Genomic DNA, 25274 nt, shown 5'->3' with positions numbered 1-25274 from the left:
GAACACTCATGGCGCGCCATTTCCGCTTCAACGACCTTTTTTCTCAGGACTTCCTGCGCCTACCGGCTGGCCCGGGCGAGCGGCTGCGAAACAGCATAATGTTATGTTATAACAATAACATTATGCCTTTCGGGTCTGCCTCATCCGCGTCGACACCTGCTGTCGAGCCAGTGGCGCGGGGCCCCGCCGGGCCGGTTTCCCTGCGCAATCCTGGACGTTCTGCCGTGTCTCACTCCCTGTTGTATTGCTCCGTGCCACTCGCCCTGGCGTTTGCCGGCCTGGCCGTGGCCAGCGAAGACCCCGTCGACCTGCCCGGGCTGACCATCCAGGCCAAGGCCGCCGAGGAGGGCGAGACCGACCTGAATACGCCCACCAGCGCCGGCTCGCGGCTCGAGCTGTCGGCCCTGCAGACGCCGGCCAGCACCACCAGCCTGAGCGGCGCCGAGGTGCGCGGGCGCAACAACCGCAGCGTGCAGGATGCGGTGACCCGCACGCCGGGCATCAGCAGCATCGGCACGCCGGGTAACGGCGGTACCGCGCTGTCGGCGCGTGGCTTCACCGGCCATTCCGCGACCATGCAGCTGTACGACGGCACGCGCCAGTACGTCGGAGCCGGCACCGTGACCTTCCCGGTGGACACCTGGTCCGTGCAGCGTATCGATGTGCTGCGCGGCCCGGCTTCGGTGCTGTACGGCGAGGGCGCCACCGGCGCGGTGATCAACGTGGTGCCGAAGAAACCCTTCGCCGGTCCGATCCACAATCAGCTGCGCCTGGGTTACGGCAGCGACGACCGGCGGCAGGTGGCGCTGGACAGCGGTGGCTCGCTGAGCGACGCGCTGAGCTATCGCTTCAACGTCAATCAGCAGGCCAGCAACGGCTGGGTGGACCGGGGCGACTCGAAGAGCCTGGCGTTCAGCGCCGCGCTGCGCTGGGAGGCGAGTGACGAGCTGAGCTTCACCCTGTCTCACGACCATGGCGACCAGGACCCCGAGCGCTACTTCGGCACCCCGCTGGTCAACGGCCATTACCGCGAGAGCCTGCGCGAGCACAACTACAACGTCGGCGACGCCGAGGTCCGCTACAACGACCAGATCACCCGCCTGGTGACCGACTGGCGCATCAACGATGCGCTGACGGCGAGCAACCAGCTCTACTACATCAAGACCCAGCGCTACTGGCGCAATGCCGAGTCCTACCGCTGGCAGCCCGGCGACCTGGTGCTGCGCAGTGACTTCTACGAGATCAAGCACACCCAGGAACAGGTCGGCGACCGTCAGAGCTTCACCCTGGACCACTCACTGTTCGGTCTCGACAGTCGCACCCTGGTGGGCGTGGACTACAACCGCATCCACTTCGCCCGCCAGCATGACTTTGCCAGCAGCTTCAGCGACAGCGTGCCGCTGGCGGGTTCTGGCGGTGGCCGCTACCAGAGCGACGATCCGCAGGGCTACGGCCCGCGCGAGCGCAACCTGGCCCGGCAGTTCTCGCTGTTCGCCGAGAACCGCACGCAACTGAGCGAGCGCCTGTCGCTGGTGACCGGCGTGCGCCGCGACCAGGTGCATATCCAGCGCGACGACCTGCTCGGCGACAGCCGCGTCGACCGCAGCCTGAGCGGTGGCAACTGGCGCGCCGGCCTGGTGTTCGCCCTGACCCCGGAGCTGTCGCTGTACGGCCAGCATGCCACCAGCACCGAAGGGGTGAACAACCTGCTCACGCTCAGCCCCAGCCAGCAACAGTTCGACCTGAGCCGGGCCAGGCAGACCGAGGTCGGCCTCAAGCAGGCGTTCTGGAACGGGCAGGGCGAGTGGACGCTGGCCGCCTACCACATCGTCAAGAAGAAGCTGCTCAGCCGCGAGACCCCCAGCTCGCCCACCGAGCAGGTCGGCCAGCAGTCTGCCGACGGCCTCGAGGCCAGCCTGGAGCTGGCGCTGGGGCGCGGCTGGCAAGTATCGGCCAATGCGGCCTTCGTCCGCGCCGAGTACGACGACTTCGTCGAAGGCGGTGGCGATCGCAGCGGCAATCGTCCGAGCAACGTACCCCGGCGCACCGCCAACCTGTGGTTGAACAAGGCGCTGGGGCCTGGCCTGGATGTCGGTGTCGGCGCGCGTTATGTCGATGCCCGCTACGCCGACGCCGCCAACCAGATCGAGGTACCCGGCTACACCGTGGTCGACGCCAACATCGCCTGGCAGGCGCTGCCGGACGTGCGCCTGGGCCTGGAACTGAACAACCTGTTCGACCGCCAGTACGCCACCACCGCCAGCAGCGCGGGGCAGCAGTGGTACCTGGGCGCGCCGCGCTCGTTCTTCGTCACCGCGGATTACAGCTTCTGATGCAACGCCTGCGTATTCGCCAGCTGGCCTGGTCGCCCAACGGGCAGCAACCGCTGCTCGACGACATCGACCTCGACGTCGCTGACGGCGAGCTGCTCGGTCTGCTCGGCCCCAACGGCAGCGGCAAGACCAGCCTGTTGCGCTGCGCCTATCGCTTCCAGCGGCCCAGCGCCGGCCGCGTCGAACTGGATGGCGAGGCGCTGTGGCAGCGCTCGCCGCGCTGGTGTGCGCAGCGCGTGGCGGTGGTGCTGCAGGAGTTCCCGCAGGACTTCGGCCTGCGCGTGCATGAGGTGGCGGCCATGGGGCGCACGCCGCACAAGGGGCTGTTCGACAGCGACGATGCCGAGGACCAGCGCCTGGTCAGCGAGGCGCTGGCGCGGGTCGGTCTCGGCGAGCTGGCGCAGCAGCCGTTCGCCTGCCTGTCCGGCGGCGAGAAGCAGCGCGCGCTGCTGGCGCGGGCCCTGGTGCAGCAACCGCAGCTGCTGATCCTCGACGAGCCGACCAACCACCTCGACCCACGCTACCAGCTGGAGCTGCTGCGGCAGATCAAGGCGCTGGGGCTGGCGACCCTGGCCAGCTTTCACGACCTCAACCTGGCGGCGGCCTTCTGCGACCGTCTCTGCGTGCTCGACCGCGGGCGCCTGCTGGCGGTCGGAACGCCGGCCGAGGTGCTCACCGCCGAACTGCTGCAGCAGGTATTCGGCGTGCAGGCCCTGGTCGATACCCATCCACTGGCGGGTTACCCGCGCATTACCTGGATACTCTGATGACACGCCTCACCTCGACGCCAAGGCGCCTTCCATGTCGCCGTGTTTCGTTCCTCGTGGCAGCGGCTGCAGGGCTGCTGCTGGCCAGCAGCCCGAGCTGGGCCGTCACCGTGACCAGCTGCGACCGCCAGGTGACCATCGAGCGTCCGCCGCAACGCGCGGTCAGCCATGACATCAGCCTGACCGCCATGCTCCTGGAGCTGGGGCTGAAGGCGCGCATGGTCGGCTACAGCGGCGTCAGCGCCTGGAAGACGCCGGCGCCCGAACTGCAGGCCGACCTGGATGACCTGCCCGAGCTGGCGCCGCGCTACCCCTCGCTGGAAAACCTGCTGGATGCCGACGCCGACTTCTTCTTCGCCGGCTGGAACTACGGCATGCGCGTCGGCGGCGAAGTGACCCCGGCCAGCCTGGCGCGCTTCGGCATCCCGGTGTACGAGCTGAGCGAGTCCTGCGCGCATGTCATGCCCAATCGCGTTGCCAGCCTCGATGACGTCTACGGCGACCTGCGCAACCTCGGCCGCATCTTCGCCGTCGAGGCGCGTGCCGAGGGGCTGGTGCAGGGCATGCAGGCACGTGTGGCGGCGGTGCAGGCGCGCCTCGGCGAGCAGCCGCAACGGCCGCGCGTGTTCGTCTACGACAGCGGCGAGGACGTACCCTTCAGCGCCGGGCGACTGGGCATGCCGCAGTCGCTGATCGACGCCGCTGGCGGGCGCAACGTGATGGACGGGCTCGCCGGCAACTGGATGCAGGTCGGCTGGGAGGCCGTGGTCGAGCAGGACCCGCAATGGATCCTGATCGTCGACTATGGCGAGCGCAGTGCGGCGCAGAAGCGCGACTTCCTCATGCAGCATCCGGCGCTGCAGGGCGTCAGCGCGATCCGCCAGCAGCACTTCGTGGTGCTGCCCTACCTGGCGGTGACGCCGAGCCTGGACAACGCCGCCGCCATCGAGACCCTGGCCGCCGCGCTGCATCCCGAGGCCTTCGCACCGTGACGCGCCTGCGCCTGTTGTTGCTGGTGCTGGCGCTGCTGTTGCTGCTGTCGTGCGCCGTGTCGCTGGCGTTCGGGTCGGCGCAGGTGCCGCTCGAGCGCGTGCTGGCGATTCTCGGCCGGCACCTGTTCGGCATCCAGCCCGAGCAGGCGATCAGCGTCGGCCAGGACAGCATCGTCTGGCAGCTGCGCGCGCCGCGAGTCCTGCTCGGCGCGCTGGTCGGCGCCGGGCTGGCCCTGGTCGGCACCGTGCTGCAGGCGGTCACCCGCAACCCGCTGGCCGACCCGCACCTGCTCGGGGTCAGCTCGGGAGCGGCGTTCGGTGCGGTGGTGGTGGTGCTCTACCTGGGTGAATTCGCCGGCGTCCTGAGCCTGCCGCTGGCCGCCTTCGTCGGCGCGCTGGCGAGCATGCTGCTGGTGCTGCTGATCGCCAATCGTGGCGGGCGCCTGCACAGCGACCGGCTGCTGCTGGCGGGGGTGGCGGTGTCCTTCGTGATGATGGCGGCGAGCAACCTGCTGCTCTACCTGGGCAACCCGCATGCAGCCAGCTCGGTGCTGTTCTGGATGCTCGGCGGCCTTGGCCTGGCGCGCTGGGAGCTGCTCTGGCTGCCGACGCTGTGCCTGGCCCTGGCGTTGCTGGTGCTGCTGGGGCTGGCCCGCGCGCTGAACGGCCTGATGGCCGGCGAGCAGAGTGCGGTGAGCCTGGGCCTGGAGCCGCGCCGTGTACGGCTGCTGGTGTTCGTGGTGGCGTCCCTGCTCACCGGCGTGCTGGTGTCGCTGTCCGGCGCCATCGGTTTCGTCGGGCTGATGCTGCCGCATGTGGCGCGCTTCCTGGTCGGTGCCGAGCACCGCCGCGTGTTGCCGGTGGCGGCGCTGCTCGGCGCGCTGTTCCTGGTCTGGGTCGATGTCGCCGCGCGCACCTGGCTGGCGCCGCAGGACCTGCCCATCGGCATCGTCACCGCGGCCATCGGCGGGGTGTTCTTCGTGGCCCTGCTCAGGCGCCGTTAGTCAGCCACGTCATCCGCCCAGGAGGGATGACCCTGTCCGCCGCACGTCGACGGGCGCCACGATCTGCCCAGGACGTGCGCCGATCTGCACGCCCGATGCAGTAAAATGGCCCGCGTGTCGATCCCGCGAGCCGTCCCATGCCTTTGCCGCAGCGCCATCGCTACCGTGTTCTGTTCACCGTTCTGGCGATTCTCGTCGGCCTGCTGCTGAGCGTCTGGCTGGGCGGGCGCTACGCCGAACGACGGGCCTGGGACGAGCGCAGCGCCGAAGCCCGTGGCCAGCTGCAGCTGTATGCCCAGTCCATCCGCACGCTGGTCGAGCGCTTCAGCTCGGTGCCCGAAGTGCTGGCGCTGGACAGCGACATCCGCAGCCTGTTGCGCGCGCCCCACGACCGCCAGTTGCGCCTGGCGCTGAATCAGCGGCTGGAGCGCCTGAACGCCGCTGCCGGCTCCACCGTGCTGTACCTGCTCGATGCCCGTGGGGAAACCCTGGTGGCCAGCAACTGGCGCGACTGGAGCAGCTTCGTCGGCAACAACTACGCCTTCCGTCCCTATTTCCAGAACGCCGTGCGCAACGGCGGCGCGCGTTACTTCGCGGTGGGCGTGACCACCGGGATTCCCGGCTACTTCCTGTCCCATGTGGTGCGCGGTGACGACGGCGAGCTGCTCGGCGTGCTGGTGGTCAAGCTGGAGCTGGAAGACCTGCAGCGCGAGTGGGTCGGGCAGCCCGGCGTGCTGCTGGTCGCCGATGGCTACCAGGTGGTGATCCTCAGCAACAAGCCGGCCTGGCGCTTCCGCGCGTTGCAGCCGCTGGACGAGCAGGCGCGCGCCGAGCTGGTGGAGGTGCGCCGCTACGCCGAGCAGGCGCTGCAACCGCTGACGCATCGGGTGTACCGACGTATCGACGACGAGGCCGACTGGGCGCGTGTCGACGGCCCCGATGGCAATCACGATTACCTCTGGCAACGCCTGGTCATGCCCGACGAGGGCTGGACCCTGCACCTGCTCAGCGAACCGGCGGGGCTGGCCGACAGCATCCGCAGCTACCGCCTGGCCGCCGCCGGGGTGTGGATGACGCTGGCCTTCCTCCTGCTGTTCCTCGCCCAGCGGCGCAAGAACCAGCGCCTGCAGGCCGGTATCCGCGAGCGCCTGGAACGTGAGGTGGCGCTGCGCACCGCCGAGCTGCGCGAAGCCCAGGACGGCCTGGTGCACGCCGCTAAGATGGCCGCGCTGGGGCAGATGTCGGCCGCCCTGGCGCACGAGATCAACCAGCCGCTGACCGCCCTGCAGATGCAGCTCGGCAGCCTGCGTCTGTTGCTCGACAGCGGCCGGCCGGAGGCGGTGCACGAGGGCCTGCAACGCATCGATGGCCTGTTGCAGCGCATGGCCGCGCTGACCGGCCACCTGAAGACCTTCGCGCGCAAGACGCCGGCCGGTCTCAGCGAGCGCCTGTGCCTCGGCGATGTGCTGGAGCAGGCCCTGCAACTGCTGGCGCCGCGCATGCGCAGCGAGCAGGTGGAGCTGCGCACCCAGGTCGACGGCGAGGCCGAAGTGCTCGGGGACGCCATCCGCATCGAGCAGGTGATACTCAACCTGCTGCACAACGCCCTCGACGCCATGCTCGACAGCGATTCGCGCATCCTCCTGGTACGCATCTTCCGTGACGGCGCCGCCTGCGTGCTGAGCGTCGAGGACAGTGGCGGCGGTATCGCCGAAGAGGCCCTCGGCCGAGTCTTCGAGCCCTTCTTCACCACCAAGCCGGTGGGCCAGGGGCTGGGGCTCGGGCTGGCGGTGTCCTACGGCATCGTCCGCGACCTCGGCGGCATGCTCGAGGCGCACAACGGCGAGCGCGGCGCGGTGTTCACCCTGAAGCTGCCGAGCGCACCCTGATACCTGTGGGTGAGGCGTCATTCACCCTGCGACGAGCCTTCGTAGGAGCGGCTTCAGCCGCGAACGGCCGCTGGCCAACGCCGCTCCTGCGGGTTCTTCTCCTGACGCTGTGGATGGTCTCAGGAGATCGCTTCCGGGCTACACTGCCTGCCGTTTTCCTCAGGAGGTGTCATGAGCGCTCAGGTCATAGTGGTCGACGACGAAGCGGCGATTCGCGAGGCGGTCCAGCAGTGGCTGGAGCTGTCCGGCTTCACGGTGCGCACCTGTGCCAGCGCGGCCGAGGCCCTGGCCCTGGTCGACCGTGACTTTCCCGGTATCGTCGTCAGCGACGTGCGCATGCCCGGCAGTGACGGCCTGCAACTGCTCGACAGGTTGCTGCAGGTGGACACCGACCTGCCGGTGATCCTGGTCACCGGCCATGGCGATGTGCCGATGGCGGTGCAGGCGTTGCGCCAGGGTGCCTATGACTTCATCGAGAAACCCTTCACCCCCGAACGCCTGCTCGACAGCGTGCGGCGTGCCCTGGACAAGCGCCGGCTGGTCTGCGAGAACCGCCAGCTGCGCCAGCAGGTCGCCGACAAGGGGCGCATCGAGAGCCAGCTGATCGGCATGTCGCGCTCGATGGAAAACCTGCGCCGGCAGATCCTCGAACTGGCCGGCACCTCGGTCAACGTGCTGATCCGTGGTGAGACCGGCAGCGGCAAGGAGCGCGTGGCGCGCTGCCTGCACGATTTCAGCCCGCGCGCCGGCAAGGCCTTCGCTGCGCTGAACTGCGCGGCGATCCCCGAGACCATCTTCGAGAGCGAACTGTTCGGCCATGAGAGCGGCGCCTTCACCGGCGCGCAGGCCAAGCGCATCGGTCGCATCGAGCATGCCGACGGCGGCACCCTGTTCCTCGACGAGGTAGAGAGCCTGCCCCTGGCGCAGCAGGTCAAGCTGCTGCGCGTGCTGCAGGAAAAGACCCTGGAACGCCTGGGCTCGAACAAGAGCATCCAGGTCGACCTGCGGGTGATCAGCGCGGCCAAGCCGGACCTGCTCGACGAGGTCAGGGCAGGCCGCTTCCGCGAGGACCTGGTGTACCGCCTCAACGTGGCCACCCTGCATATCCCGCCGCTGCGCGAACGGCGCGAGGACATCCCGCTGCTGTTCGAGCATTTCGCCCAGGAGGCGGCCCGTCGGCATGGCCGCGAGGCGCCGCCGCTGGCGCCCAGCGAGCTGGCGCGTCTGCTCGGGCATGACTGGCCGGGCAACGTGCGCGAGCTGATCAACGCCGCCGAGCGCCATGCCCTGGGCCTGTCCAGCCCGCCCCCGGCGGAGCGTTTCGCCGGCCAGGCGCTGGCGCAGCAGATGGAGGCCTTCGAGGCGCAGTGCCTGCACAACGCGCTGCTGCACTGCCAGGGCAACATCACGGCGGTGATGGAGATGCTGCAGCTGCCGCGGCGCACCCTCAACGAGAAGATGCAGCGCCACGGTCTGTCGCGCGGCGACTACCTGCCCGGCGGCGAGGAATGACAGCGACGCTGGCGATGTGGCTGGCTGCCTGGCCCGGGGCAAGCCGTGGAAACAGCCTGATCCGGGCGGGTCTTTCATCCGGGGCACGCGATAAGCGGATTTCTGCCGACCCCGTCACAGGTGTCGGCGGTTTCTCGCTCAGTGACCGTCTGGTCGCTGGATAGAACCCCTCTACCTCGGGCCTTTCGCGCCCTGGCACGGCATCTGCTATAGCCATGGCAGCCGCGCCGCATCCTGTCGACGTGGCGACCATAACAACGACAAGAGGTCAGCCCATGAACTGCCACGCCCCCCGTACCCTGCTGCACGCGCTGTTCAGCATGGGCCGCCTCCTCACCGCGCTCGCCGCGGCTCTTGTCCAACGCTGTACCCTGCGCTGCTGATCGCGCACCGCCGATGACGCCAGGCCGGCGTCGTCTAGAGTGAAACTCTGCATAAAGCCATAACAACGACGGAGATACTTCCATGCGACTGACCAAGAAAATCAGCCTGTTCGCCGCTGCCGCGGCCATCACTGCCAGCACCGCCGTGCTCGCTGCGCCGACCTTCATCAACGTGCTCACTGGCGGTACCAGTGGCGTGTACTACCCGATCGGCGTCGCCCTGTCGCAGCTGTACACCAATGGCATCGAAGGCTCCAAGACCTCGGTCCAGGCGACCAAGGCCTCGGTGGAAAACCTCAACCTGCTGCAGGCGGGTCGTGGCGAACTGGCCTTCGCTCTCGGTGACTCGGTAGCCGATGCCTGGAACGGCGTGGAAGACGCGGGCTTCAAGGCGCCGCTGAAGAAGCTGCGGGCCATCGCCGGCACCTACCCGAACTACATCCAGATCGTGGCCAACGCCGAATCCGGCATCAAGAGCCTGGAAGACCTCAAGGGCAAGCGCATCTCCGTCGGTGCGCCGAAGTCCGGCACCGAGCTGAATGCCCGCGCCATCTTCAAGGCCGCCGGCCTGAGCTACGAGGACATGGGCAAGGTTGAATTCCTGCCGTACGCCGAGTCGGTCGAGCTGATCAAGAACCGCCAGCTGGACGCCACCCTGCAGTCGTCCGGTCTGGGCATGGCCGCCATCCGCGACCTGGCCTCGACCATGAAAATCAGCTTCGTCTCCATCCCGGCCGACGTGACCGCGAAGATCGACAACGCTGCCTACCAGGCCGCCACCATCCCGGCCGGCACCTACGACGGTCAGGACGCTGACGTGCCCACCGTGGCCATCACCAACATCCTGGTCAGCCACGAAGGCGTCTCCGATGACGTGGCCTACCAGATGACCAAGCTGATGTTCGACAACCTCGACCGCCTGGGCACCGCCCACTCCGCGGCCAAGGACATCAAGCTGGAAACCGCTACCAAGAACCTGCCGATCCCGCTGCATCCGGGTGCCGAGCGCTACTACAAAGAAGTCGGCGCGCTGTAATCACGGCCTGGGCCACGGCGTGCGCGCCGTGGCTCCTGCTACAGAATCGCGAATAAAACCGGCGTTCATGGACGGTGGGTTTTGTTGGCGACTCTGCCCCGTATCGAAGTAGTCATGAGGTTTGCACTCCATGAGTGAACAGAACAACGGCCTGTCCGCCAGTCCGTCCGACTGGCCGAAGGCGCTCTTCGCCGTCGCGCTGCTGTTTTCCATCTTCCAGATCGTCACGGCGGCGTTCCACCCGGTGTCGACCCAGGTGCTGCGTGCGGTGCACGTGGGCTTCCTGCTGCTGCTGGTGTTCATCAGCTACCCGGCGCTGGGCAAGGGCCGTCCGTGGCAGCCGCTGGCCTGGCTGCTGGGCCTGGCCGGCATGGCCACGGCCATCTACCAGTGGTACTTCGAGGCGGACCTGATCCAGCGTTCGGGTGACCTGACCAGCGCCGACATGGTCATCGGCCTGACCCTGGTGGTGCTGGTGTTCGAAGCCGCGCGCCGGGTCATGGGCATCGCCCTGCCGATCATCTGCGCGCTGTTCCTGGCCTACGGCATGCTCGGCCAGTACCTGCCGGGCGACCTGGTGCACCGCGGCTATGGCATCGATCAGCTGGTCAACCAGCTGTCGTTCGGCACCGAAGGCCTGTACGGCACGCCGACCTACGTCTCGGCCACCTACATCTTCCTGTTCATCCTGTTCGGCGCCTTCCTCGAGCAGGCCGGGATGATCAAGCTGTTCACCGACTTCGCCATGGGCCTGTTCGGTCACAAGGTCGGCGGCCCGGCCAAGGTCTCGGTGGTGTCGTCCGCGCTGATGGGCACCATCACCGGTTCCGGCGTGGCCAACGTGGTCACCACCGGCCAGTTCACCATCCCGCTGATGAAGCGCTTCGGCTACCGCCCGGCCTTCGCCGGTGGTGTCGAGGCCACCTCGTCGATGGGCAGCCAGATCATGCCGCCGATCATGGGCGCCGTGGCCTTCATCATGGCCGAGACCATCAACGTGCCGTTCTTCGAGGTGGCCAAGGCCGCGCTGATCCCGGCGCTGCTGTACTTCGGTTCGGTGTTCTGGATGGTTCACCTGGAGGCCAAGCGTGCCAACCTGCGCGGCCTGCCCAAGGACGAATGCCCGAACCCGTGGAAGTCCGTACGTGAGCGCTGGTTCCTGCTGATCCCGCTGTTCATCCTCATCTACCTGCTGTTCTCCGGGCGCACGCCGCTGTTCTCCGGCACCGTCGGCCTGGCGCTGACCGCCATGGTCATCCTCGGCTCGGCGATCATCCTGCAGGTGTCGTCCAAGATCATGCGCTTCGCCTTCTGGATCGCCCTGGGCGTGCTCTGCGCCGGCTTCTTCCAGCTGGGGATCGGCGTGGTGTTCGGCGTCATCGCCGTGCTGGTGGCGGTGTGCTGGTTCGTCAAGGGCGGTCGCGACACCCTGACCCTGTGCCTGCACGCGCTGGTCGAGGGCGCTCGCCATGCGGTGCCGGTCGGTATCGCCTGTGCCCTGGTCGGGGTGATCATCGGCGTGGTGTCGCTGACCGGCGTGGCCTCGACCTTCGCCGGCTACATCCTCGCCATCGGCCAGGACAACCTGTTCCTGTCGCTGGTGCTGACCATGCTCACCTGCCTGGTGCTGGGCATGGGCATTCCGACCATCCCCAACTACATCATCACCAGCTCGATCGCCGCCCCGGCGCTGCTCGACCTCGGCGTACCGCTGATCGTCTCGCACATGTTCGTCTTCTACTTCGGCATCATGGCCGACCTCACGCCGCCGGTGGCGCTGGCCTGCTTCGCGGCCGCGCCGATCGCCAAGGAGCGTGGCCTGAAGATCAGCCTGTGGGCGGTGCGCATCGCCATCGCCGGCTTCGTCGTGCCGTACATGGCGGTCTACTCGCCGGCGCTGATGCTGCAGGGCGACAGCCTGCTGGCCACCTTCTACGTGGTGTTCAAGGCCGCGCTGGCCATCGGCATCTGGGGCGTGGTGTTCACCGGCTTCCTGCAGGCCAAGCTGAGCTGGTGGGAGCGCATCCTGGGCCTGGCGGCGGGCACCAGCCTGATTCTCGCCACGCCGATCAGCGATGAGCTGGGCTTCGCCCTCAGCGCGCTGTTCATCGGCCAGCACTTCTGGCGTGCGCGTCGCGCCGAGGTGGCGGCGGCGTGATCGGTCTCTGTCTGGGACTGGCCGGGGCGGTGTGGGCGGAGCTGCCCTCCGCCGAGTTCACCCTGGCCTGGACCCACACCATCGAGAAGATCCGCTGGGAAGAGGATTACCGCGTCACCGCCGAGGGCCTGCTCCTCGGCGAGGCGCGGGTCAAGGGTTCCGGCGCCGGGATGGAAATTCCCGACGGCGCCGAACTGCGCAATGGCAGCTGGCACTACCAGCGTCAGCTACCGCCTTTGCAACCCCTGCGAGTCGGGCGTACGCCCGAAGCCGGGGATTACCAACTGTGTATCGACCAGCGTTGTCGCCCGATGAGCGACTGGCTCGGCCCGCCAAAAGCGAGCCAGCCGGCGTTGGAACTCTGGAGCTGCGAGCTGAGCTCCCCTGCGCCTGACGCAGGCTAGGTTCGCCCGAGCGGACCCATGCTCCCGGCGCCACAAGTGCCGGCTGAAAAAGAAGGAAACCCCCATGCGGTGCAAGCCGGTGGGGGTTTTGTTCGTCTGCGGCTACGCTTGAGCAACGCCCCGTTCGAGGAGACCCGTCATGCACCCTGTCTTTCGCTTCGCCCTGCCGTTCGCCCTCTGCCTGTCACCGACCCTGGCCAGCGCGCTGGATATCCAGCCCGGCGTCTGGGAGGTCAGCTCGCACAACATGCAGGTCGGCGGCCAGGCCATGCCGGCGATGGAGGAGATGCTGGCGCAGTTGCAGAACCTGCCGCCGGAGCAGCGCCAGATGATGGAGAACATGCTGGCCGAACAGGGCATCAGGCTCGGCGCGGGTGGTGTGCAGATGTGCCTCACCGCCGAGCAGATCAAGGCCCAGGACATTCCCCTGCACGACCCCGAGTCCGGTTGCCGCAACGAGGTCCTCGAACGCAGCGCGACGCTGTGGAAGTTTCGCTTCACCTGCCCGGATGCCCAGGGCGAAGGGGAGACGCGCTTCGTCAGCGACAAGGAATTCACCACCCAGGTCAGCGGTACCTACAACGGCCAGCCGAGCAGCATGGAGAGCCGGGCGCGCTGGGTCGGCGCGGACTGTGCCGTGCTCAAACGCTAGATTTCACAGGCCGTGACGCAGGCGAATGGCCTCGACCTGTTCGCTGCGCTCCTCCAGGAAGCGGTTGAAGGCCTCGATCACCTGCGGGTAGCGGATGCTCGACAGGTAGTAGTGGTCTTCCACGTGCGGCAGCTGCGGGTCGAGCACCAGCGCCTGCTCCGCCAGGTCCATCAGGCGCAGCTGGTGGGCCACCACGCGGGGGTTGAGGTAGACCGCGTCGACCCGGTCGTTGATGGCCATGAGCAGCAGCGACTCGATCTGGTTGGCCTGGATCAGCTTGATACGTCCGGCGTGGATCTCCGTCAGGTACGGCCAGGGGGTGAAACCGTTCTGCGTGCCGAGCAGGCGGATACGCGCCACGCCCTGGCCGAGCTGCTGCGGCTTGACCAGGATGCCGTCGACATAGGGCGCTGCCGGGCGGCTGTAGTGGATGGCGTGGCCGGCCTTCTGGTCGGCGTTCCACTGCGGGTGGTCGGGGAACTTCAGGTCGACCCGCCCGCCGAGGAAATCCCCCAGCAGGCGCCTCACCGGCAGCGGCACGTAGACGAAGCGGTAGCCGTGCTCGGCGGCAAAGGCATCCAGCAGGTCGCGCGCATAGCCCCGGTATTCGCCGTTCTCCACGTCGGAATAGGGCTGGTAGGGCTGCAGTTCCACGCCGACACGAATCACCTCCTGCGCCAGGCAGGGCAGGGCGAGCAGGCAGAGGCAGAACAGCTGGGCGAGGCGCGTCTTCATGGGGCAGTGCCAAGGGCGGCAGACTCCATAACCATAGTCGTGCCGCGGAGCCTGTTCAAAGTCGCGCCGGCAGGCGCCCGGGGTGGCGAAAGTGCGCGATATTGCAGTGAACGGGCAGGTTTCAGGCTTCTCAGAGGATGGGCGAGATCAGCCGCGCCACGCGCATGCCCAGTTGCTGCAGGCGGTGCAGGTTGCGGCGGTCGGCATTGACCAGCTCGCGCGAGCGGCTGAAATCCGCCTCCAGCATCTGGGCGACCTCGGCGTTGAAGCCTGCGTCGACTATCAGCAGGCTGGCCTCGAAATTCAGGCGGAAGGAGCGGTTGTCCAGGTTGGCGCTGCCCAGCACGCAGGCGTCGTGGTCGATCAGCAGCGCCTTCTGGTGCAGGAAGCCCGGCTGGTAGCGCAACACGCGCACCCCGGCGCGCAGCGCCTCGAAGGCGTACAGGCTGGACGCGGCATAGACGATACGGTGGTCGGGGCGCGCCGGCAGCAGCAGGCGCACGTCCACCCCGCGCATCACGGCCAGGCGCAGGGCGGCGAACAGGGCTTCGTCGGGGACGAAGTACGGGCTGCTCAGCCACACGCGTTCGCGCGCGGCGTGGATCGCCTCGACGAACATCAGCGAGCAGGTTTCCTGGGCGTCGGCCGGACCGCTGGCGATCACCTGGCAGAGCACGCCGGGTTCGTCCTGCTTGCTCGGCATCAGCAGCGGCGGCAGCTTCTGGCAGGCCCAGTACCAGTCTTCGGCGAAGGCTTCCTGCAGGCTGGCCACCACCGGCCCGCGCACTTCCACGTGGGTGTCGCGCCAGGGCGCCAGCGGCGGCTTCTGCCCGAGGTATTCGACGCCGACATTGAGGCCGCCGAGAAAGCCGATCTCGCCATCGACCACGACGATCTTGCGGTGGTTGCGGAAGTTCAGCTGGAAGCGATTGAACAGGCCGGAGCGGGTGGGGAAGGCGTGCACCTGGACGCCACCCCGGCGCAGCCGATCGATGAAGGCGCCGGACAGCGCATGGCTGCCGACGCCGTCGTACAGCACGTGGACCTGCACCCCGGCTGCGGCGCGCTCGAGCAGGATGTCATGCAGGCGGCGACCGAGGCTGTCGTCGCGAATGATGAAGAACTGCAGCAGGATCACCTGCCGGGCGCCGGCCAGCGCATCGAGCATCGCCGCGAAGGTGGCTTCGCCGTCGATCAGCAACTGCACCCGGTTGCCGGTCAGGCCGGGCAGGTGCGACAGGCGCGGCAGGGCCCGCAGGCGTGCATAGGCGGGCGACAGGTGCGCCGCCTTGGCTTCCTCGACCCAGGGCCGCCAGTCCTGCTCGGCCATGGCCAGGTGCATTTCCCTGTCGGCCTGGCGGCGTGCCTTGACGTAGGCGTCGAAGCGGCTGCGGCCGAACACCAGGTACGGCAGCAGCGTCAGGTAGGGCATGAAGAACAGCGACAGTCCCCAGGCCAGGGCGCCCTGGGCGGTGCGTACGGTCAGCACGGCATGGATCGCGGCCAGCATGCCGAGGGCGTGGATGCTGGCGATCAGGTAGGCGAACAGGTGGGGAATGCCGAAATCCGCAGGCATGCAGGGTCTTCCTTTGCACGGGCTGTGTGCAGCTGACCACGGGGGTTACGCAGCGTTCGATGGTCATCCTGCCATGGCCATCCGGGGAATGGCAGTGCCAGGCAGATGGCCAGCTTCCGGGGAATTATTCGAGGCTTTCACGTGTCTTGGATTCTGAGTGAGCGGAATTCATGTGTTACCCTTTGCCGTTCGACCCGACTGTGGGTCGTCTTTAATTGGAGGAGGGCATCCGTCCTGTTCACGCTCGTCTAGCGAGTCAAACGCATCAAGGAGCACGCCACGTATGGGAAACGTCCCTTCGCATGACATGACCCCGCCACCCGCAGCGGAAACCCACGAGGGCATCCCGGCACCGACCGGTGAAGCCAACCTGATCGACACCGATTACGTCATCGGTCAGGACAACATCAAAGGGCAGTTCGTCTTCGCCCTCGACATCCATGGCAAGGTCTTCACCATTTCCGCGCTGGTCGCGGTGATCTTCGTGATCCTGGCCCTGGCTCTGCAGAACCAGATCGAACCGCTGTTCAGCGGCGTGCGCGACTGGCTCACCCACCACATGGCCTGGTTCTTCATCGGCGCCGCCAACATCTTCGTCCTGCTCTGCCTCGCGCTGATCGTCTCGCCGCTGGGCAAGGTACGTATCGGCGGCAAGGAAGCGACCCCCGACTACACCTACATGGGCTGGTTCTCCATGCTGTTCGCCGCCGGTATGGGCATCGGCCTGATGTTCTACGGCGTGTCCGAACCCATGTCGCATTACAGCTCGTCGATCGCCGGCATCACCGTCGGTGAAGACGGCGTGCGCACCGACTGGGCACCGCTGGGCGGGGCCGAAGGCAACGCCGAGGAAGCGGTGCGCCTGGGCATGGCCGCGACCATCTTCCACTGGGGCCTGCACCCCTGGGCGATCTACGCCATCGTCGCCCTGGCCCTGGCGCTGTTCTCGTTCAACAAGGGCCTGCCGCTGTCGATCCGCTCGATCTTCTACCCGATCCTCGGTGAGCGCGTGTGGGGTTGGCCGGGGCACATCGTCGACATCCTCGCGGTGTTCGCCACCCTGTTCGGCCTGGTCACTTCGCTGGGCCTGGGGGCCGAGCAGGCGGCTGCCGGGGTGGAGTACCTGTTCGGCATTCCGGCCACGGACACCACCAAGGTGCTGCTGATCATCGCCATCACCATGATCGCCCTGGCCTCGGTCGTCGCCGGCCTGGACAAGGGGGTCAAGCGCCTGTCGGAGATCAACATGGCCCTGGCCATGGCCCTGCTGCTGTTCGTCATCATCGCCGGGCCGACCCTGGTGATCTTCACCGACTTCTTCAAGAACCTCGGTGCCTACCTGCAGTACCTGCCGGCGCTGTCCAATCCGGTCGGGCGCGAGGACGCCAATTTCAGCCAGGGCTGGACGGCGTTCTACTGGGCCTGGTGGATCAGCTGGTCGCCGTTCGTGGGCATGTTCATCGCGCGGGTCAGCCGTGGCCGCAGCGTGCGTGAATTCCTCATCGCCGTGCTGCTGGTGCCGTCGCTGGTGTCGGTGCTGTGGATGACCGCCTTTGGCGGCACCGCCATCAATCAGCTGCTGGTGGACGGTTTCACCGGTGCGCAGGATGCCGGCCTGGAGCTGAAGCTGTTCAGCATGCTCGGTGAGATGCCGCTGACCAGCATCACCTCGTTCATCGGCATCGTGCTGGTGGTGGTGTTCTTCATCACCTCGTCGGACTCCGGCTCGCTGGTGATCGACACCATCACCGCTGGCGGCAAGGTCAACGCACCGGTACCGCAGCGCGTGTTCTGGGCCAGCATCGAGGGTGTCATCGCCATCGCCCTGCTGCTCGGTGGCGGTCTGGTGGCGTTGCAGGCGATGGCCGTGTCGACGGGCCTGCCGTTCACCATCGTGCTGCTGGTGGGCTGCATCTCCATCGTCAAGGGGCTGATGAGCGAGCCGCGCTGAGCAGGCTGTTCGCCGTTGCCAAAAGCGCGCCTTCGGGCGCGCTTTTTCGTTCCCGGGTCACGGGTCGTTAATGGGAAAACCCGCGGCGTTCCCGCGGTGCAGGCCGTTTTTTCCTTCTGCTAGCGTCGGCTTCCGCGATTCGCAGTCCCTGCGCGCGCCCTAGAAAAAGAAGGAGCAGCCCCTTGAGCCAAGGCCCCGTACCCCGCAACAACGACTCATCCGCAGACGGTATTCCCGCCCCGAGTGGTGCCGTCACCCTCATCGACACCGACTACGTGGTCGGCCAGGACAACATCCGTGGCCGCTACCTGGTCAATCTCGACATCCATGGCGTGGTCTTCCTGATCTCGGCGGTGACCGCGTTCATCTTCGTCGCGCTGGCGCTGGCCATGCACGACCAGATCGAGCCGCTGTTCAAGGCCGTGCGTGACTGGCTGACGGTGCACCTGTCGTGGTTCTTCATCGGCTCGGCCAACATCTTCGTGCTGCTGTGCCTGGGGCTGATCGTGTCGCCGCTGGGCAAGGTGCGCCTCGGCGGTACGCTGGCGCGCCCCGATTACTCGTACTTCTCCTGGTTCGCCATGCTGTTCGCCGCCGGCATGGGCATCGGCCTGATGTTCTACGGCGTGGCCGAGCCGATGTCGCACTACGGCACGGCCCTGGGCGGTACCAGCGTGGACGCCAACGGCGTGCGCACCGACTGGGCGCCGCTGGGTGCCGCTGCGGGCGACTCCGCCGAGGCGGCGCGCCTGAGCATGGCCACCACCATCTTCCACTGGGGCCTGCACCCCTGGGCGGTGTATGCCATCGTCGCCCTGGCGCTGGGCCTGTTCGCCTTCAACAAGGGCCTGCCGCTGTCGTTCCGCTCGATCTTCTTCCCGCTGCTCGGTGAGCGCGTCTGGGGCTGGCCGGGCCATCTGATCGACATCCTCGCGGTGTTCGCCACCCTGTTCGGCCTGGTCACCTCGCTGGGCCTGGGCGCCGAGCAGGCCACTGCGGGCCTGCACGCGCTGTTCGGCCTGCCGGCCGATACCACCACCAAGGTGTTGCTGATCACGGTGATCACCCTGATCGCCCTGTGCTCGGTGCTGACCGGCGTGGACAAGGGGGTCAAGCGCCTGTCGGAGATCAACATGGGCCTGGCCCTGGCGCTGCTGCTGTTCGTGCTGCTCGCCGGGCCGACCGCCCTGCTGCTGACCGGCGTGCTGGACAACCTGGGTGCCTACCTGCAGTACCTGCCGGCGCTGTCCAACCCGGTCGGGCGCGAGGACGCCAACTTCAGCCAGGGCTGGACGGCGTTCTACTGGGCCTGGTGGATCAGCTGGTCGCCGTTCGTGGGCATGTTCATCGCGCGGGTCAGCCGTGGCCGCACCGTGCGTGAATTCCTCACGGCCGTGCTGCTGGTGCCGTCGCTGGTGTCGGTGATCTGGATGAGCACCTTCGGCGGGACCGCGCTGCACCAGGCCCTCGGCGGCCTCACCGAACTGCAGCAGGCGGCCCTGGAGCTGAAGATGTTCGTCATGCTCGATCAGCTGCCGATCAGCGCCATCAGCTCGTTCGCCGCGATCGTCCTGGTGGTGCTGTTCTTCATCACCTCGTCGGACTCCGGCTCGCTGGTGATCGACACCATCACCGCTGGCGGCAAGATCAACGCACCGGTCTCGCAGAAGATGTTCTGGGTGATCATGGAAGGCGCCCTGGCCGTCGCGCTGCTGCTTGGCGGTGGCCTGGTGGCCCTGCAGGCGATGGCGGTATCGACCGGCCTGCCGTTCACCGTGGTGCTGCTGGTCGGCTGCGTGGCGATCATCAAGGGGCTGAGCAGCGAGCCGCGCTGAGCGGCTGCTGGCCCTCTTCCGATACTGGGAGAGGGCTTCCCCGGCAGCAACGAAAACGCCGCGAACCTTTGCAAGTTCGCGGCGTTTTCGCGTCTAGCGATCGAACATCAGCATTCGATGATGTTCACCGCCAGGCCGCCACGGGCGGTTTCCTTGTACTTGGTCAGCATGTCGGCACCGGTCTCGCGCATGGTCTTGATCACCTTGTCCAGGCTCACGTAGTGCGCGCCGTCGCCGTACAGCGCCATGCGCGCGGCGTTGATCGCCTTCACCGAGGCGATGGCGTTGCGCTCGATGCAGGGAATCTGCACCAGGCCGCCGACCGGGTCGCAGGTCAGGCCCAGGTGGTGCTCCATGCCGATCTCGGCGGCGTTCTCGACCTGCTCCGGGGTGCCGCCGAGTACCGCGCACAGCGCGCCGGCCGCCATCGAACAGGCCACGCCGACTTCACCCTGGCAACCCACTTCGGCGCCGCTGATCGAGGCGTTCTCCTTGTACAGGATGCCGATGGCGCCAGCGGTGAGGAGGAAGTCGATGATGCCGCGTTCGCTGGCGCCGGAGATGGCGTTGGCGTAGTAGTGCAGCACCGCCGGGATGATGCCGGCGGCGCCGTTGGTCGGCGCGGTGACCACGCGGCCACCGGCGGCGTTCTCCTCGTTCACGGCCAGGGCCCAGAGGTTGACCCAGTCGAGCATGCGCAGCGGATCTTCCATGTAGCTGCGCTGGAAGCCGCCCAGCTTGCGCGCCAGGATAGCGGCGCGCCGGCGCACCTTGAAGCCGCCCGGCAGGATGCCTTCGGTGCGGCAGCCGCGCTCCACGCAGGCCTGCATCACCTTCCAGATTTCCAGCAGGCCGGCGTCGGTCTCTTCGTCGCTGCGCCAGTGGCGTTCGTTGCGGCGCATCACCTCGGCGATGCCGATGCCGTGCTCGCGGCTCAGGCGCAGCAGGTCGGCGCCGCTGCGAAACGGCAGCGGCAGGGCCGTGGCGTCCGGGGCGATGACCTTGTGCTTGGAGCCATCGGCGAGAATCGCCTCGCTGACCACGAAGCCGCCACCCACCGAGTAGTAGGTGGCCTCGTGCACCTGGATGCCCGCGCCGTCGAAGGCGGCGAAGCGCAGGCCGTTGGCGTGCAGCGGCAGCGCCTTGCGGAACATCTTCAGGTCGGTCTTCTCGTCGAAGGCGACGGCGTGCTTGCCGGCCAGGACGATGCGCTTGTCGCGGCGGATGGTGTCGATGTACTCGGGGACCTGGTCGACGTTGACGGTATCCGGCTCATGGCCGCTGAGGCCGAGCAGGACTGCCTTGTCACTGCCGTGGCCCTTGCCGGTGGCGCCCAGCGAGCCGTACAGCTCGGCGACGACACGGGTCACCTGCGGCATGTGGCCGTGGTTCTCCAGGGCGTGGGTGAACAGGGCGGCCGCGCGCATCGGGCCGACGGTGTGGGAGCTGGACGGGCCGATGCCGACTTTGAACAGGTCGAAAACGCTGATAGCCATGGCGAGGTTCTTCTTCTGGGTGAGTGGACACGCGCCCGGTTCCGCGCGTGTGGACAACCCTATCTAAGAACGGCTTTATCATTATGTATACTGATTTATTTTTAATATATTCGTTAGAAACTCTTAACTATTGAGATCCTGCCATGGACATCACCCGCCTGCGCACCCTGCGTGAACTGGCCCGTTGCCGCACCATGGCGGCCGCTGCCGAGTCGTTGCACCTGACGCCGTCGGCCGTGTCGCAACAGGTCGCCTTGCTCGAACGCGAGGTGGATGTCGCGCTGATCGAGCGGCGTGGGCGCGGCGTCGTGCTGACGCCGGCCGGCGAGCGTCTGGTGGCGCATGCCGAGCGCATCCTCATGGTGCTCGACGAAGCCCGCTCGGAGCTGGCGCTGCTGCGTGGTGAAGTGGCCGGCGAACTGCGCGTGGCGGCCTTCGCGTCGATCTCCGTGGCGGTGATCGCGGAAACCGTGCGCGCCCTGCGCAGCAGCTATCCCCGCTTGAACGTGGTGGTGCTGGAGCTGGAGCCGCAGGAAAGTCTCAGTGCCCTGGGCGCCTGGCAGATCGACGTGGCGGTGATCGACGACCTGGCCGTGACCCCGGACGAGAACCGCGAGCACTACGCGCTGATCCCGCTGACCCAGGACCTGCTGCACGTGCTGCTGCCCATCGACCACGCCCTGGCCAGGCACGCCAGCCTGACCATCGCCGACCTGCGCGAGGAGGCCTGGGCGCTGGACTCCACCGGCAGCTCGTTCGGCGAATTCATCACCAACCTGTGTCGCCGTTCGGGCTTCGCGCCGCGCATCAATGCGCACTGCGCCGGTTTCGAGATGGTCGCGGCGATGGTCGCTTCCGGCAACTCCATCTCCATCGTCTCCGGCCTGCGCCTGGTCCGCCCGCTGCCCGGTGTCACCGCCGTGCCCCTGCTGCCCGACATCCAGCGCGGCGTGTTCCTCGCCTATCGCAAGGGCGAACGCGACCATCCGGCGGTCAACGCGTTTCTCGACGAGGCGGTGTACACGGCGGACAAGGTGCTGGGTTAGTTCCACTGCCTCCTGTGGGAGGGGCGTTGGCCGCGATGCTTTTGCGGCGCTTAGCCAAGCCATATCTTGGCCATCCGTCCGCCTGATGGTGGATAAGCTTCGCGTTATCCACCCTACGCGGCTGGCCTGTAGGAGCGACTTCAGCCGCGATGTTCTCTGTCTGCGTCTTACTCAGCGGGCGTGACGCTCTCTTGAGCGGCCTCAGCCGCCAGCTTCGCCCTGTCGGCCTTGCTGATGTACTTGGGTTTGTTGCTCTTGGGCGCGAGCTTGGCGTTGGCCTTCCTGGCGTGGGCTTCGAGTAGTTGCTTGATCTTCTTGCGGCGATTCATGGGTGTGTATCTGCTTTGTCCTGAATGGATGATCCTCACGCGGAGCCCGTAGGGTGCAGGCTACTTGCTCGCGCCACCGACCCCGTAGGAGCGGCTTCAGCCGCGATGCTTCTGCGGCGTTGAGCAGACGGTGCTCCGCCGGCCATATCTTGGCTATCCGCTCGCCTGCTGGTGGATACGCTTCGCGTTATCCACCCTACGTGACTTGGCCGACACGACGGACCCGTAGGAGCGGCTTCAGCCGCGATGCTTCTGCGGCGTTGAGCAGACGGTGCTCTGCCGGCCATATCTTGGCTATCCGCTAGCCTGCTGGTGGATAAGCTTCGCGTTATCCACCCTACGCGGCCGACACGACGGACCTGTAGGAGCGGCTTCAGCCGCGATGCTTTTGCGGCGTTGAGCAGATGGCGCTCCGCCGGCCATATCTTAGCCATCCGCTCGCCTGGTGGTGGATAAGCTTCGCGTTATCCACCCTGCGTGACTCGGCCGGCACGACGGGCCTGTAGGAGCGGCTTCAGCTCCACAGCGCGCCTACCGGCGTATGCGCCGGGTAGTGCCTGGCCACCTGGGCTTGCAGCAGTTCGCCGCAGGCGAGGGCGTCGGTCAGGGCGTGGTGGGCGCTGTACAGCGGCAGGCCATAGCGCAGGCGGCTGTCGGCCAGGCGGATGGACAGCGGTTCACGGCCGCGCAGGCGGTCCCACCAGCTGACCGTGCGCTTGGGATGCAGGCGCGCTTCCAGCTCCATGGTGTCGATGATGGGGAAGAGCAGCCCCTCGCCCAGGTGCTCGCGCAGGGCCTGGTCGAGGAAGTTGCGCTCGATGTTGCGGTAGTGCGCCACCACCACCTTGCCCGCCAGGGCCTCCAGCAGTTCCTCCAGCACATGGGCCAGGCGCGGTGCGTGGCGGATGTCGGAGTGGGTGATGTGGTGGAAGGTGACCGACTCGGCGCTCAGCTCGCTGGTGGGTTTGACCACCCAGTAGCGCGCCTCGGCGCAGCGGATGCGCTGCAGGTCCAGCGGCACCAGGCCGAGGCTGACGATGGCATGTTCGCGCGGATCGAGGCCGGTGGTTTCCACGTCCAGCGCCACCAGCGGCGCCTCGGCCAGGGGCGTATCGGCGGTGATGCAGCCGGCCGCGTAGTAGGCGCGCAGGCGTTCGTCCTGACTGCTGGCGGCGAGTTCGGCGAAGCGCTGCGGCCAGTCCGGGTTGTGATCGGCACTCATTGCGGACGGGTCAGCGGTTGGGCCGGGTAGCGGAAGCGCAGGAATTTCTGCGCGTTGCTCACCACCTGGAAGGCTTCCTTGAGGTGGTGGCGTTCGCTGGAGCTGAACTGCTCCGGCTCGACGTAGTTGTCCGGCGGGTTGCCGGCTTCCACCTCGCGCGCCTGGTGGCGGATGCGCACCAGGCTGAGGAACTCGAAGGCGTAGCGCAGGTGATCCAGGGCTTCCTTGGGCAGCAGCTTGGTGGCGGCGATGGCGTCGAGGCGCTCCAGCGAGTTCTGCGCCTTGGAGCCGCAGGCCAGGGCGTGCACGCGGATCAGGTCGGTGAGCGGCGCGGTGCCGCGTCCCTTGAGGTTGATGATGTTCTTCTGGCGGCCGTCGGTTTCCATCACGAAGGTGCGGAAGAAGCCCAGCGGCGGCGTGCGGTTGAGGGCGTTGCGCGCCAGTGCGGCGAGGAAGGCCGGGGTACCGCTGGCCTTTTCCGCCAGCAGCTCCTTGAGGTTCTCCACCAGCGCGGTCTTGCCGTACACCCCGTCGAGGTCGAAGAAGATGCTGCTGTTGAGCAGGGTCTCGGGGTTGGGCTGCTCGATCCAGCGCGTGAAGTAGCTGCGCCAGACCTTCAGCGGCTGGCGCCACTTGGGGTTGCTGGCCATGATGCCGCCCTTGCAGTAGGCGTAGCCGCAGGCGGCCAGGCCGTTGCTGACGAACTGCGCCAGTTCGGCGAAGTAGGCGTCGTGCTGTTCCGGGTCGAAGCTGTCGTCGAGCACCAGGGCGTTGTCCTGGTCGGTGAGCAGCAGCTGTTCGTCGCGCGCCATCGAGCCGGCGATCATGAAACAGTAGGGCACCGGCGGCGGCCCCAGGTTCTCCTCGGCGAGCACCAGCAGGCGGCGGGTGAAGGCGCGGCCGATGCTGCTCATGGCGCGGCCCACCATGTGTGCGCTGGCATCGTCGGCGACCATGCGCACGAAGGTGGCGTGCAGGTCCGGCAGCAGGCCCTTGAGGCCGTCCACGGAGTCCTTGTTGAAGATGCTGTTGACCAGGTACAGGCTGCTGCGCGACTCGTAGCGGATGACGTCGGCGAGGGAGATCATGCCCACCGGGCGCCGGCGTTGCAGCACCGGCAGGTGGTGGATGTTGTTGCGCAGCATGCACAGCATGGCCTCGAACACCGACTCGTCGGCCTGCACGGTGACCGGGCCGGGTGTCATCACCTGGCTGACCGGGGTGTCGCCGGGCAGCCCTTCGGCGAGGACGCGCACGCGCAGGTCGCGGTCGGTGAGGATGCCCGCCATCACCTGGGTCTGCTGGTCGGCGACCTGCACCTGCGCCGGGTTGGGCCAGCGCCGGCCGGGGTTGACGATGATCACCGAGGACACGCTCTGCTCGCTCATCACCTGCGCCACCTGCTGCACGGGCATGTCCAGCGGCACGCTGACCGGCGCCCGGCCGATCAGTTTGCGCACCTTGATCTTCATCAGCTCGCTGGCCTTGCCGTGGCTGTCTTCCAGGGCCGACTTGAGCCGCGACTGGCCTTCGGCCTCGACGAAATCGGCGAAGCTGTCGAACTGGTCGCACAGCTGCTGGAACAGCGGGCCGGGGATGAAATAGATCAGGCTGTCTTCCAGCGCCCTGGCGGCCAGGCGTACCTTGTTGCCACGCAGCAGGCCGGCCTGGCCGAAGAGGTCGCCTTCGGTCAGGCGATTGTGCAGCTCGCCACTGCGCCGGTGGATCTCCACCGCGCCACTGCGTACATAGTGCAGTTCGTGGATCGGTTCGCCAGCGATGAGGATTTCGCTGCCGGCCTTGAAGTAGCCTACTTGCACTTGCCGGGCGATATCGTCGAGGGTCTGCTCCGGCAGATTGTCGAAGGGGGCGAAGCGATTCAGGTGATCGCGTATCTCGATCAGCTCGATCTGCATGCGGGCCTCGCGGGTTGGCTGGCATTACAGGATACGAG

General features: G+C 67.3%; 19 protein-coding genes. 13 read left to right on the top strand and 6 right to left on the bottom strand.

Annotated elements, in window-relative coordinates; all coding sequences use genetic code 11:
* Positions 1–224 precede the first annotated feature (224 nt).
* From EPK82_RS11010 to EPK82_RS10965, 10 genes are all read left to right on the top strand, one after another.
* A complete protein-coding gene (locus tag EPK82_RS11010) occupies positions 225–2333 on the top strand; it encodes a TonB-dependent receptor (RefSeq protein WP_134676594.1) in 2109 nt (702 codons plus the stop codon).
* Positions 2333–3100, top strand: coding sequence for an ABC transporter ATP-binding protein (locus tag EPK82_RS11005; RefSeq protein WP_134676593.1), 768 nt, complete (start codon positions 2333–2335; stop codon positions 3098–3100). The genes EPK82_RS11010 and EPK82_RS11005 overlap by 1 nt, the downstream gene beginning before the upstream one ends.
* Positions 3100–4092: an ABC transporter substrate-binding protein gene (locus EPK82_RS11000; protein WP_134676592.1), complete on the top strand. Its 993-nt coding sequence runs from the start codon at positions 3100–3102 to the stop codon at positions 4090–4092. The genes EPK82_RS11005 and EPK82_RS11000 overlap by 1 nt, the downstream gene beginning before the upstream one ends.
* Positions 4089–5096 (top strand): FecCD family ABC transporter permease, encoded by a 1008-nt coding sequence (locus EPK82_RS10995; RefSeq protein WP_037054673.1) that lies wholly within the window; start codon positions 4089–4091, stop codon positions 5094–5096. Before EPK82_RS11000 ends, EPK82_RS10995 begins: the two co-directional genes overlap by 4 nt.
* 137 nt (positions 5097–5233) lie before the next feature.
* Positions 5234–6985 carry a sensor histidine kinase gene (locus tag EPK82_RS10990; RefSeq protein WP_047589497.1) on the top strand — a complete coding sequence of 584 codons (1752 nt, stop codon included), beginning with the start codon at positions 5234–5236 and terminating at the stop codon, positions 6983–6985.
* A gap of 171 nt (positions 6986–7156) precedes the next feature.
* The gene (locus tag EPK82_RS10985; RefSeq protein WP_134676591.1) at positions 7157–8497 is read left to right on the top strand and encodes a sigma-54-dependent transcriptional regulator; all 1341 of its coding nucleotides are present in this window, start codon (positions 7157–7159) and stop codon (positions 8495–8497) included.
* A gap of 465 nt (positions 8498–8962) precedes the next feature.
* Positions 8963–9916, top strand: a complete 954-nt coding sequence (locus EPK82_RS10980) for a TAXI family TRAP transporter solute-binding subunit (protein WP_037054668.1) — start codon at positions 8963–8965, stop codon at positions 9914–9916.
* 130 nt (positions 9917–10046) lie between these two features.
* Positions 10047–12074 (top strand): TRAP transporter permease, encoded by a 2028-nt coding sequence (locus EPK82_RS10975; protein ID WP_037054666.1) that lies wholly within the window; start codon positions 10047–10049, stop codon positions 12072–12074.
* Positions 12071–12478: a DUF1850 domain-containing protein gene (locus EPK82_RS10970; protein ID WP_134676590.1), complete on the top strand. Its 408-nt coding sequence runs from the start codon at positions 12071–12073 to the stop codon at positions 12476–12478. Before EPK82_RS10975 ends, EPK82_RS10970 begins: the two co-directional genes overlap by 4 nt.
* A 139-nt stretch (positions 12479–12617) precedes the next feature.
* Complete coding sequence (locus EPK82_RS10965) at positions 12618–13130, top strand: DUF3617 domain-containing protein (protein ID WP_134676589.1); 513 nt, start codon at positions 12618–12620, stop codon at positions 13128–13130.
* 3 nt (positions 13131–13133) lie between these two features.
* Here EPK82_RS10965 and EPK82_RS10960 read toward each other — a convergent pair whose 3' ends face one another.
* Positions 13134–13865 carry a substrate-binding periplasmic protein gene (locus EPK82_RS10960; protein ID WP_037054660.1) on the bottom strand — a complete coding sequence of 244 codons (732 nt, stop codon included), beginning with the start codon at positions 13863–13865 and terminating at the stop codon, positions 13134–13136.
* Positions 13866–13995: 130 nt separating this feature from the next.
* Positions 13996–15441: a cardiolipin synthase gene (cls, locus tag EPK82_RS10955; protein WP_134676588.1), complete on the bottom strand. Its 1446-nt coding sequence runs from the start codon at positions 15439–15441 to the stop codon at positions 13996–13998.
* Between the two features lie 283 nt (positions 15442–15724).
* Here cls and EPK82_RS10950 point away from each other — a divergent pair, with 283 nt between their 5' ends.
* Both EPK82_RS10950 and EPK82_RS10945 read left to right on the top strand, forming a co-directional pair.
* Complete coding sequence (locus tag EPK82_RS10950; RefSeq protein ID WP_134676587.1) at positions 15725–17392, top strand: BCCT family transporter; 1668 nt, start codon at positions 15725–15727, stop codon at positions 17390–17392.
* 182 nt (positions 17393–17574) lie between these two features.
* The gene (locus EPK82_RS10945) at positions 17575–19227 is read left to right on the top strand and encodes a BCCT family transporter (RefSeq protein ID WP_134676586.1); all 1653 of its coding nucleotides are present in this window, start codon (positions 17575–17577) and stop codon (positions 19225–19227) included.
* Positions 19228–19334: 107 nt separating this feature from the next.
* Here the strand turns inward: EPK82_RS10945 and EPK82_RS10940 are convergent, their stop codons facing one another.
* Positions 19335–20723 (bottom strand): L-serine ammonia-lyase, encoded by a 1389-nt coding sequence (locus EPK82_RS10940; RefSeq protein ID WP_134676585.1) that lies wholly within the window; start codon positions 20721–20723, stop codon positions 19335–19337.
* A gap of 143 nt (positions 20724–20866) precedes the next feature.
* Between EPK82_RS10940 and EPK82_RS10935 the strand changes: the two genes are divergently transcribed.
* A complete protein-coding gene (locus EPK82_RS10935) occupies positions 20867–21769 on the top strand; it encodes a LysR family transcriptional regulator (RefSeq protein WP_037057521.1) in 903 nt (300 codons plus the stop codon).
* A gap of 167 nt (positions 21770–21936) precedes the next feature.
* Here EPK82_RS10935 and EPK82_RS10930 read toward each other — a convergent pair whose 3' ends face one another.
* The 3 genes from EPK82_RS10930 to EPK82_RS10920 form a co-directional block, all read right to left on the bottom strand.
* Entirely contained in the window at positions 21937–22098 is a 162-nt protein-coding gene (locus EPK82_RS10930) for a DUF2986 domain-containing protein (protein WP_134676584.1), read from the bottom strand.
* Between the two features lie 514 nt (positions 22099–22612).
* Positions 22613–23320, bottom strand: coding sequence for a 3'-5' exonuclease (locus EPK82_RS10925; RefSeq protein ID WP_037055601.1), 708 nt, complete (start codon positions 23318–23320; stop codon positions 22613–22615).
* Positions 23317–25236 carry a DUF294 nucleotidyltransferase-like domain-containing protein gene (locus EPK82_RS10920; protein WP_134676583.1) on the bottom strand — a complete coding sequence of 640 codons (1920 nt, stop codon included), beginning with the start codon at positions 25234–25236 and terminating at the stop codon, positions 23317–23319. Before EPK82_RS10920 ends, EPK82_RS10925 begins: the two co-directional genes overlap by 4 nt.
* Positions 25237–25274: the final 38 nt, after the last annotated feature.

Origin of the sequence: Ectopseudomonas khazarica (genome assembly GCF_004521985.1) — a bacterium.
Taxonomy (GTDB): Bacteria; Pseudomonadota; Gammaproteobacteria; order Pseudomonadales; family Pseudomonadaceae; genus Aquipseudomonas; species Aquipseudomonas khazarica.
This window is presented reverse-complemented; position numbering and strand designations above follow the sequence as displayed.

Excerpts from the sequence above, each read along its gene's own strand:
- EPK82_RS11005 (WP_134676593.1), top strand. The coding sequence starts at position 2,333 with ATGCAACGCCTGCGTATTCGCCAGCTGGCCTGGTCGCCCAACGGGCAG.
- EPK82_RS11000 (WP_134676592.1), top strand. The coding sequence starts at position 3,100 with ATGACACGCCTCACCTCGACGCCAAGGCGCCTTCCATGTCGCCGTGTT.
- EPK82_RS10990 (WP_047589497.1), top strand. The coding sequence starts at position 5,234 with ATGCCTTTGCCGCAGCGCCATCGCTACCGTGTTCTGTTCACCGTTCTG.
- EPK82_RS10985 (WP_134676591.1), top strand. The coding sequence starts at position 7,157 with ATGAGCGCTCAGGTCATAGTGGTCGACGACGAAGCGGCGATTCGCGAG.
- EPK82_RS10980 (WP_037054668.1), top strand. The coding sequence starts at position 8,963 with ATGCGACTGACCAAGAAAATCAGCCTGTTCGCCGCTGCCGCGGCCATC.
- EPK82_RS10975 (WP_037054666.1), top strand. The coding sequence starts at position 10,047 with ATGAGTGAACAGAACAACGGCCTGTCCGCCAGTCCGTCCGACTGGCCG.
- EPK82_RS10965 (WP_134676589.1), top strand. The coding sequence starts at position 12,618 with ATGCACCCTGTCTTTCGCTTCGCCCTGCCGTTCGCCCTCTGCCTGTCA.
- EPK82_RS10960 (WP_037054660.1), bottom strand. The coding sequence starts at position 13,865 with ATGAAGACGCGCCTCGCCCAGCTGTTCTGCCTCTGCCTGCTCGCCCTG.
- cls (WP_134676588.1), bottom strand. The coding sequence starts at position 15,441 with ATGCCTGCGGATTTCGGCATTCCCCACCTGTTCGCCTACCTGATCGCC.
- EPK82_RS10950 (WP_134676587.1), top strand. The coding sequence starts at position 15,725 with ATGGGAAACGTCCCTTCGCATGACATGACCCCGCCACCCGCAGCGGAA.
- EPK82_RS10940 (WP_134676585.1), bottom strand. The coding sequence starts at position 20,723 with ATGGCTATCAGCGTTTTCGACCTGTTCAAAGTCGGCATCGGCCCGTCC.
- EPK82_RS10935 (WP_037057521.1), top strand. The coding sequence starts at position 20,867 with ATGGACATCACCCGCCTGCGCACCCTGCGTGAACTGGCCCGTTGCCGC.
- EPK82_RS10930 (WP_134676584.1), bottom strand. The coding sequence starts at position 22,098 with ATGAATCGCCGCAAGAAGATCAAGCAACTACTCGAAGCCCACGCCAGG.
- EPK82_RS10925 (WP_037055601.1), bottom strand. The coding sequence starts at position 23,320 with ATGAGTGCCGATCACAACCCGGACTGGCCGCAGCGCTTCGCCGAACTC.
- EPK82_RS10920 (WP_134676583.1), bottom strand. The coding sequence starts at position 25,236 with ATGCAGATCGAGCTGATCGAGATACGCGATCACCTGAATCGCTTCGCC.